This is a genomic window from Bradyrhizobium sp. SZCCHNRI1009 (genome assembly GCF_032487575.1).
Lineage (GTDB): Bacteria > Pseudomonadota > Alphaproteobacteria > Rhizobiales > Xanthobacteraceae > Bradyrhizobium.
This window is the reverse complement of the sequence record NZ_JAUEUL010000046.1, coordinates 1-9,669: the sequence shown is the minus strand read 5'-3', so window position 1 is coordinate 9,669 and position 9,669 is coordinate 1. Positions and strand designations below refer to the sequence as shown.

The window sequence follows — 9,669 nt, the reverse complement described above, 5'->3', positions numbered from 1 at the left end:
TTGGCGATGCTCAAGACCGCAGAAGAATCCACGCCATGCACCATGTCCAGTCTGTCTTGAACCGGACAGCCGTGGGCCTGTCCTGGCCATCCACGTCGTCGGGCGCCTTCGGAACGACGTGGATGCCCGGGACAAGCCCGGGCACGACGGACTAACTCATTGGCAGCGCGTAGGACGAACGAGCGACGGGCAATCCGCCGCGCCCGATGCGAACACTCAACGAATGCCGCGCCTTTGCGCAGATCGTTGATTACGGTATGCAGACGAGACCAACTCACGCATTTTGGTGCGCAACATCAAATGTGACATGATGGCGGACTACGCTGCGCGATCCGCCCTATGCGCTCGGGAGGTTGCCAAGGTGTCGAGTGACATTCAGGTTGGGGACCGTGTAAGACTGCGTGGCCTACCTGATTGGCTGCTGCATGACCTGCCCGCGAGCGAGCAGGCGGAAATGCGCGCCTTTATTGGCCAGTCATGTGTGGTGAGTGAAATCGACGCTTTTGGCTACTATTGGCTTGGATTCGGTAGGACTATCGTCGACTCGGATGGAACTCGCTGCAGTGGCCATTCATTCTGTGTTCCACGAGAGTTCATTGAACGAGCCCCCATGGACAAGCCTATTCCGCAAGAGTCGCACCTCGACTAATTTCGCGAGCCGCTTCAAGCGCATCCCTCTAACCAGTCCGTTTCTGGAAAATATTCCTCTTTCTTTTTCTCCGAAAACATGATTGTATGTCGCCGTCCCGTCTCGATCAGAGGGGCGCTTCGCGGTCGTCACGGACGTTGAGGCGGGATGCGGTGGGCGTGTCGATGTTGCAGCGTGGTTCGCCACGCCGACGAACAACGTCGATGCGCACGGTCAAGTCGCGTGGTCCTGGCATCCCGACGCTGATGCCCCGCGTAATGCGCGAAAGCGCATTGCGCGCACGGTGGCCAAAAAGCCCGGAGCACCGGGGAGAACGCGAAGCAGCCGTCAAAACCATCGCGCGGGGAATGCCGGGATGTCTCGGCTGAACCTGTGGTACCTGCCGCCTGCATTTTTTTCCGCAGGCGGGCCATGGGTGCGGCCAGCGCCCGGCATTCCCCGTGCCCTCTTTTAAGGAGAGGGCATGACGAACAGCAAAGCTCGGACGCGATCAGCGCCGCGAGATGGCGAACTCATGTCTCACCACCGTCATTGCGAGGAGCGAAGCGACGAAGCAATCCAGGGCCGCACGCGCAGCCCTGGATTGCTTCGCTTCGCTCGCAATGACAGTGAGCATGCCGGTCGCACGTCGGCACTTGCGACGCTGGCGGGCAGGCGCACCACGCACTCCGCTGTCGTCCCGGACAAGCCTGCCGACGCGAAGCGGCGGCGGGCGCCGATCCGGGATCCATACGCCGTGCAGCCGATGGGGCGCGCGGAACGGGCCGCCTGCCCCTTCCAGACATCACGCGGTATGGGTCCCGGCGTTCGCCGGGACGACAGTGTTTGTTGGAGCTGCCGGTGGGACAGATCATTCATACACGCTGCGGCCGGTCGGGCCGCCAGCGGAGATGCGCGACGATGCGTAAGACCTCAGGCCAGTGCGCCGCGCACGACGTCGATGACGCGCCCTTGCGTCGCCTCGTCCAGATAGGCGTGCATCGGCAGGCTGATGACGTCAGCCGAGAGCTGCTCGCTGACCGGGAGGCCGCCATCGGCGCTCGGGAAGATGCGGTAGGCGGTCTGCTGGTGCATCGACTTCGGATAATAGATCGCGGTCGGGATGCCCTGCGCCTTCAGCGCGGCGGCGAAGGTGTCGCGGTCGACGCCCTTGGGCAGGCGGATGGTGTATTGCGCCCAGACCGAGGTGCAGCCGTCGACGAGGCGCGGCACCTTCACGACGTCGGCCAGCGCCGCCGTGTAGCGTTCAGCTACGACATTGCGCGCGGCGATCTCGTCCTCGAAGATCTTGAGCTTCTCGAGCAACACCGCGGCCTGGATCGTGTCGAGCCGCGCGGTGAGGCCGAGGCGGACGTTGTCGTATTTGTCGCTGCCGCCGCCATGGGCGCGCACGCTGCGCAGCCGCTCCAAGAGGCCGGCATCGTCGGTGAGGATGGCGCCGCCGTCGCCGAAGCAGCCGAGCGGCTTGGCCGGATAGAAGCTGGTCGCCGTCGCGAGCCCGAAGGTGCCGATGCGGCGGCCCTTGTAGCTGGCGCCAAAGCCCTGCGCGGCGTCGTCGAGCACGAACAGGCCCTCGTCCCCGGCGATCGCGGCAACGGCGTCGTGATCGGCGCTCTGGCCGAACAGATCGACCGGGATCACGGCCTTCGGCTTGAGGCCGAGCCGCTTGGCGGTGGCGATGCCGCGCCGGAGCGAGGCCGGATCGATGTTGAAGGTGTCCTCCAGCACGTCGACGAACACCGGCGTGGCGCCGGTCAGCGCCACCGCTTCGCCGGTCGCGCAGAACGTGAAGGACGGGCACAGCACCGCGTCGCCAGGGCCGATGCCTTGGGCCATCAGCACCATCAGCAGCGCGTCGGTGCCGCTGGAGCAGCTCACCGCGTATTTGGCGCCACAATACGCCGCCAGCTCGGCCTCGAGCTGAATGATTTCGGGGCCGCCGAGGAACTGGCAATGCGCGAGCACGCGGGCGACGGCGTCGTCGAGCGACTTGCCGAGCCGCTGGCGCTGCGCGGCGGTGTCGATGAACGGAATGGGCTGATGACGCAGGTGCTGGTTCATGAGCTCTGACAAAGGTTCGGAAACGGAAATGAGGGTGAAGCGGAGGCCTGGGCGGCTAGCCGGCCACGGCGCGCCGCTTGGTGGCAGCCGCCTCGGCCGGACGATGGCTCGAGGTCTCCAGGCACTGCGTGGCGATCGCCAGGCTCGCAACGCCCTCGTCGCCGGTGACGGCGGGCGCCGTGCCCGAGCGCACCGCATGGAGGAATGCGATCAGCTCGGCGCGCAGCGGCTCGTCATGGCCGACGGGCAGATGGCGCATCGAGTAGCTGCCGTCCGGCTTGAAGCCGAAGCACTCGGTGACCTGGCGGGTGAGCAGATCGCCCATGATGTACTTGCCGCGCGTCGCCACCGTGACGTTGCGCGCCTTGAACGGCGTCAGCCAGTTGGTGTTGATGTGGGCGAGCACGCCGGAGGCGGTGCGGAACTGCAGGAGCGCGATGTCCTCGCGCTCGGCCACCGCGCTCGACAGTTGCGGCTGCACCTCGATGATGTCGGATTCGGTGAACCACCGGATGAGATCGATGTCGTGCACGGCGAGATCGATGACGACGCCGACATTGGACATGCGCGGCGGGAACGGGCCGACGCGGGTGATCGCGATCGACAGGATGTCCTCGCCGGCGATCGCCTTCTTGATCGCGGCCACCGCCGGATTGAAGCGCTCGACATGGCCGATCATCAGGGTGACGCCGGCGCGATGCGCGGCCGAGACGATCTCCCTGCCCTCGTCCACCGTCGAGGCGATCGGCTTCTCGACCATCAGGTGAACCTTGCGCGCGATGCAGGCCAGCGCAAGCTCATGATGCAGATGCGTCGGCGCCGCAATGGTCACGGCGTCGACGCCCTCCGCGACGAGCTGGTCGAGGCTCTCGAAGGTCGGGCAGTTCGCAAGCTCGGTGACGCGGCTGCGATGCGCGGGCAGCGGATCGACCACGCCGACCAGATGCACGTCGGGCAGTCCGGCGAGCACGCGGGCATGATTGCTGCCCATCACGCCGGCTCCGATCACGCCGACGCGCAGCGCCTGCCTCAGCTCGGCCTTGTGGCCCGCCCCCTTGGAACTCATGTCATCGACCCCATCAATGCCCCCGGCTTGCGACGTCACGGATTGGCCGCAACGGTTAACGAACTGCAAATCACCGGTCGAAGCTCTCCTAGCATGCCGCTCGAAGCGAGGCGAATGCGGAAAGCCTTTTCAGGACACGATTTGATTCAGAAAGTTACATCCGGCACGGACGAAAAACGCTGTCTTTTGAATGGCGTGCGCGATGCGCTTCAGGTGTGGCGGGCGCCCTGCTCACGCGTCACGACAGGTCGCGAAAGTAACGGTGGATGCGTCTTCACGCCTGCGTGTTGGCCGCGGCAGGAGGTAACGCGATGGCTCCCGCCAGCGAAGGAGATCACGTCACAACGCGGGAGAACACCCATGCCCCTCAGCCTCGCCTCGTTCCGCCACGCCTCCGCCTTCGCCGTGCTGCTCGCATCGCTTGCCCCGTGGTCGCCATCGGCCGCCGCAACGGATCGGCCCGTCGTCATCGAGCTGTTCACCTCGCAGGGCTGCTCCTCCTGCCCGCCTGCAAATGCCTATCTGAACGAAATGGTGCGGCAGCGCCGCGACGTGCTGCCGCTCGCCTTTCACGTCACCTATTGGGACCGGCTGGGCTGGAAGGACCCGTTCTCGCTGCCGGCCGCCACCGATCGCCAGGCCCGCTACGGCAGCCGTTTCGGCGACGGCTCCTACACGCCGGAGATCGTCGTCGACGGCACGACGAGCCATGTCGGCTCCAACCGGGCGGAGGTCGGACCTGCGATCGATCGCGCCAGAGGCGCGAGCGCGACGGCGGCGCGCCTCAAGCTCGCACGCAATGGCGACAAGCTCACGGTCGAGGTCGGCGGCGGTGAAGGACGCGGACGCCTGCTCCTGGTCGGCTTCGATCATCGGCATGAAACGTCGATCCGCCGCGGCGAGAATGGCGGCCGCACGCTGGAGGAGCTGAACGTGGTGCGCTCGGTGCGCCCGCTGGCAGATTGGAGCGGCAGCGCGCTGCGCCTGACCGAACCGATGCCCGAGGGCGAGGATGCCGCGGTGATTCTCGAAGCGGCGGACGGGCGCATCGTCGGTGCAGCGCGGCTGTAGCCGCCACGATCAGGAGGAGGCACAATAACGGCGCCAGAACAGACGATAGCCCTCCTCCACCTTGCGCGTGTAGGTCTCGACATTGCCGGCGGCGGAGTTCGCGACCATCGCCGGCAGTTGCGCCCGCAGCTTCGCCAGCTCCGCGGGCTGCGCCGCATGCTTCAGGGCGATGGCGATGTACCCGTCATCGTCCTCCGCCACGAACTCTGCGAGCCCGACCGCCGTGTTGATGGCGGCCGCGGCCCGCGCCGCGGCGCCGTGGCCGAGCCTGGCGATGACGGGCACGCCGGCCTGCAGCGACTCCCAGGTGCTGACGCCGCCATTCTGCGGGAATGGATCGAGCGACATGTCGATCGCGGCGAACTGCGCGATGTGCTGATCGCGCGTCGACAGGCCGAGGCAGGTGATGCGCCCCTCGGCGATGCCATGCGCCACGAACCGAGCCACGAGGCCATCGCGCAGCAGGGGCTCGTCGAGCGCGCCGTTCTTGATGATGATCCGCGAGTCCGGCAGCGCGCCCATCAACCGCGACCACAGCGCGAGCGCGGGCTCGGAGATCTTGTCGATGCGGTTGAAGACGCCGAACGTAACGTAGCCGTTGCGCAGCATCGGCAGCGGCGTCGGCTGCCATCCCGGCAAGGGATCGGTGGTGATGACGGCCGGCAGGTCGTAGACCTGCTCGGCAAACAGAGGACGCGCGGCCTCGGGCACGGTCACCGGATCGGCGAAGAAGTAGTCGATGGTCGGAAGCCCCGTTCCGGTGCCGCTGCCCCACGCGGTGACCTGCACCGGCGCCGGCTTGCGCGCGAACACCGGCAGCCGGTTGCCGGCCGAATGGCCGGAGAGGTCGACGAGGATATCGACCTGATCAGCCTCGATGCGATCGCTCAGTTCCTCATCGGACATCTGCGAGGCGTCGACCCAGAGGTCGGCGGCGGAACGGCAGCGCTCGGTCATGCCATCCTGCAGCGGCGAGCAGGAGTAGCAGACGACCTTGAACGCCTGATGGTCGTGGTGGCGCAGGACGGGCAGGAACACCAGCGCAGCCGAGTGATTCCTGAAATCGGAGGAGACGTAGCCGATGGTCAGCCGCCGCTCCGGATCGCGGTCGCGGACCGGCGGCGGCCGGCGCACGATCTTGCTGCCGATCCTGGTCCACCATTCCCGGCGCGCCGCCTGGTGCTGAGCGAAGTCGGTGTCCGGCATGAAGTCGAGCAGGAAGATCTTGGCAGTGATCGCATCACCGAAATCCGGCTTGATCTCGAGCGCACGCTCGAAGTGCTGCAAGGCCGTTGCGAGATCGCCCTGCTTGCAGAAGCATTCGCCGAGCCAGGTCCAGGCGACCTCGGAGGCCGGATTGAGCTCCAGCACCTTGCGGCACGCGTCCATCGCCGGCGCGATATTGTCCTTGATGGCGCTGAGCTGCGCGAAGCCCAGCAACGCCACGTCCTGCCATGGATCGAGCGCCAGGGCGGCCTTGAAGTCGGCCATGGCCCGCTCGAACCGTCCGGCCTGCTGGTGCAGGCGGCCGCGCTGTGCCAGCACCTGCGCGGCATTGGACTTGATTGCAAGCGCGGCGTCGAACGCCGCGAGCGCCTCGTCGGAATGGCGCAGATTGATGCTGGCGAGGCCCTTGCCGAACATCGCCTCCATGTGGCGCGGGTTGAGCGACAATGCGCGATCGAAGCTCGCATTGGCCTCCGCATTGCGGGCGAGCGGAAGCAGCGCCATGCCGCGATTGCAATAGGCGTCGGCATAGTCCGGCTTGAGCGCGATCGCCCGGTCATGCGCGGCGATCGCCTCCTCCGGCCGCCCCAGCCGCATCAGCGTGTTGCCGAGGCCGGTGATCGCCACGAGCAGATTCGGCTTCAGCGCGATTGCCCGCTCCTGGCATTTGCGCGCCTCCTCGAAGCGCTTGCGGTTGAACAGCGCCAGACCGAGATTGGAGAGCGCCTCGGCATTCCGCGGCTCGATCTCGACGGCCTTGATGAGCGCCTGCTCGGCCATCTCCATTTGTCCGCCGTCGAGCGCCGTCACGCCGAGCAGATGCAACGCATCGAAATGATCGGGCAGCAGCGCCAGGATCTGGCCGCAGACCGCCTGCGCCTCGGCGCGACGGCCGCCGCGATAAGCGGCGACGGCCTGTTGCATCAGCGCATCGGCCTGCTTGCGATGCTTCTTCTGCAGCCTCGCATTCTGAAACGCGCGGGAACCGACGTCGCTTGCCAAAAGACGGCCTCCGGAGTGACGCGTAGATCGACAGAACAGGCGTACTGCGGACGGCGCTCAGCCGCCGGCGGCACAATAGCGGCGCCAGAACTGGCGATAGCCTTCCTCGACCTTGCGCGTGTAGGTCTCGACATTGCCGGCAGCGGAGTTGGCCACCCGCGCCGGCAGCTCGGCGCGGAGCCGAGCCAGCTCGGCCGGCTGGGCCGCGTGTCGCACGGCGATCGCGATGTAGCCCTCGTCGTCCTCGGCCACCCAGTCGTCGAGCCCGACCGCCTTGACGATCGCGCCGCCGGCCCGCGACGCCGCGCTGCTGCCGAGCTTGGCAACCACGGGCACGCCGGCCTGCAGCGATTCCCAGGTGCTGACGCCGCCATTCTGCGGGAACGGATCGAGCGAGATGTCGATGTTGGCGAACGCTGCGATGTGCTCATGGCGCATCGACGCGCCCAGACACGTAAGGCGGCTCTCGCCGACGCCGTGCGCGGCGAAGCGGGCGATCAGCGTGTCGCGCAGGAATGCATCCTCAAGCGCGCCGTTCTTGATCACGACGCGGGCGTCCGGCAGCGCCCGGAGCAGCGCCGACCACACCGTCAGCACCTCGTCGGAGATCTTGTCGACGCGGTTGAAGACACCGAAGGTGACGTAGCCGTTGCGCAACATCGGCAGCGGTGTCGGCTGCGCGTCCGGCAGAGGATCCGTGGTGATCAGTGCCGGCAGATCGTAGACCTGCTCGGCGAACAGCGGCCGTACTGCCGCCGGCACCGTCACCGGATCGGCGAAGAAGTAGTCCATGGTGGGCAGGCCGGTGCCGGTCGCATTGCCCCACGCGGTGACCTGGATCGGCGCGGGCTTGCGGGCGAACACGGTGAGCCGGTTGCCGGCCGAATGACCGGAGAGGTCGACGAGAATGTCGACCTGATCGGCCTGGATGCGATCGGCGAGTTCATCGTCGGACAACTGAGAGGCCTCGATCCAGCCATCGGCTGCAGCCTTGCACTGCTCGGTGACGGAATCGACCAGCGGCGAGCACGAGTAGCAGATGACCTTGAACGCCGCGTGGTCGTGATGGCGCAGCACCGGAAGGAAGGTCAGCGCGGCCGAATGGCTGCGGAAGTCGGACGACACATAGCCGACCGTGATGCGGCGATCCGGATCGCGGTCGATGGCGGCAAGCTGGCGCTGCGGGATATGCGCACCGATCCGCTCCCACCATTCGCGGCGGACGGCCTGATGCAGGGCGACGTCGGCGCCGGGATAGAAATCGAGCGCGAAGATCTTCTTCATGATCGCATCCTCGAAATCCGGCTTGATCTCGAGGGCGCGATCGAAGTGCTGGATGGCGCCGGCCGTGTCGCCCTGCTTCGCGAGGCACGTGCCGAGCCAGATCAGCGCGACTTCCGACGCCGGATTCTGCTCCAGCACCCGCTTGCAGGCCAGCATCGCTGGCGCGATCCGCTCGGTGAGCACGCAGACATGCGCCTTGCCGAGCAGCGCCGCTTCGAGCCCGGGGTCGATCGCCAGCGCGGCATCGAAATCGGCCTCGGCCTCGGCGAACCGTCCCATCTGCACATAGAGCCGGCCACGCTGCGCGATGACGGCCGCCGTCCCCGGCTTCATGGCAAGCGCGGCGTTGAAGGCGGCCAGCGCCTGCTCGAGGTGCCGCAGGTTGACGCTGACCAGTCCCTTGCCGAACGTCGCCTGCATGTGCCGCGGCGCCAGCGCCAGGGCGCGGTCGAAACTCTGTCTGGCCTCCTCGTTGCGCAGCAGGAGCAGTTGCGCCATGCCGCGATTGCAGTAGGCGTCGGCGAAGTCGGGCTTCAGCGCGATGGCGCGGTCGTGCACCTCGATCGCCTGCGCGAACAGCTGCATGTTCATCAGGGTGTTGCCGAGGCTGGTCAGCGCCGTGGCGAAATTGGGCTTGAGCGCAACGGCGCGCTCCTGCACCGCGCGCGCCTCCTCGTAGCGCTTCACGCTGAACAGCGCGAGGCCGAGATTGGCAAGGGCTTCGGCATTGCGCGGCTCCACCGCGACGGCGCGGGTCAGGGCCTGCTCGGCGAGGTCGAGCCGGCCACTGTCGAGCGCCGAGGCGCCGAGAAGGTGAAGCGCGTCGAAATGGTCGGGCACGAGGGCCAGCGCCTGACCGCAGATGGCCTGGGCATCGGCATGCCGGCCCGCCCGGTAGGCCTCGACGGCCTTCGGCAGCAGGCCGTCGGCCTGCTTGCGGCTCTTCTTCTGCAAGCGCGCGTTCTGGAACGCACGCGATCCGATCGTGCTTTGCAAGGAAGCTCTCCGGCGGACGACGTCCGGGGCTGTCTAGCACGGCTCGCGTGATTCGCGGCGAGACCCCGCCCTACTCGCGGCGGTAATCGTCCTCGATACGGATGATATCGTCCTCGCCGAGGTAGGACCCGGTCTGGACCTCGATCAGCTCCAAGAGGATCTTGCCCGGGTTCTCCAGCCGGTGCACCGCGCCCATCGGAATGTAGATCGATTCGTTCTCATGCACGGTCTGAACGGTCTCGTTCACCGTGACCCGCGCCGCGCCGCGCACCACGATCCAGTGCTCGGACCGGTGATAGTGCTTCTGCAGCGA

General features: G+C 66.9%; 6 protein-coding genes. 1 reads left to right on the top strand and 5 read right to left on the bottom strand.

Features of this window, described 5'->3' with window-relative positions:
* Positions 1-1,561: 1,561 nt before the first annotated feature.
* Both QX010_RS32940 and QX010_RS32935 read right to left on the bottom strand, forming a co-directional pair.
* Complete coding sequence (locus tag QX010_RS32940; protein WP_316183698.1) at positions 1,562-2,710, bottom strand: DegT/DnrJ/EryC1/StrS family aminotransferase; 1,149 nt, start codon at positions 2,708-2,710, stop codon at positions 1,562-1,564.
* Positions 2,711-2,765: 55 nt separating this feature from the next.
* A complete protein-coding gene (locus QX010_RS32935) occupies positions 2,766-3,776 on the bottom strand; it encodes a Gfo/Idh/MocA family oxidoreductase (RefSeq protein ID WP_316183697.1) in 1,011 nt (336 codons plus the stop codon).
* A gap of 360 nt (positions 3,777-4,136) precedes the next feature.
* On the opposite strand from QX010_RS32935, the gene QX010_RS32930 reads away from it, so the two are divergent.
* On the top strand, positions 4,137-4,847 hold the full coding sequence (locus tag QX010_RS32930; protein ID WP_316183696.1) for a DUF1223 domain-containing protein: 711 nt from the start codon (positions 4,137-4,139) through the stop codon (positions 4,845-4,847).
* A 9-nt stretch (positions 4,848-4,856) separates the two neighbouring features.
* Here QX010_RS32930 and QX010_RS32925 read toward each other — a convergent pair whose 3' ends face one another.
* From QX010_RS32925 to QX010_RS32915, 3 genes are all read right to left on the bottom strand, one after another.
* Entirely contained in the window at positions 4,857-7,076 is a 2,220-nt protein-coding gene (locus QX010_RS32925) for a tetratricopeptide repeat protein (RefSeq protein WP_316183695.1), read from the bottom strand.
* A 57-nt stretch (positions 7,077-7,133) separates the two neighbouring features.
* Positions 7,134-9,356: a tetratricopeptide repeat protein gene (locus QX010_RS32920; protein WP_316183693.1), complete on the bottom strand. Its 2,223-nt coding sequence runs from the start codon at positions 9,354-9,356 to the stop codon at positions 7,134-7,136.
* A gap of 70 nt (positions 9,357-9,426) precedes the next feature.
* Positions 9,427-9,669: cupin domain-containing protein (locus tag QX010_RS32915; protein WP_316183691.1), on the bottom strand; the 243-nt coding region annotated here is incomplete at its 5' end.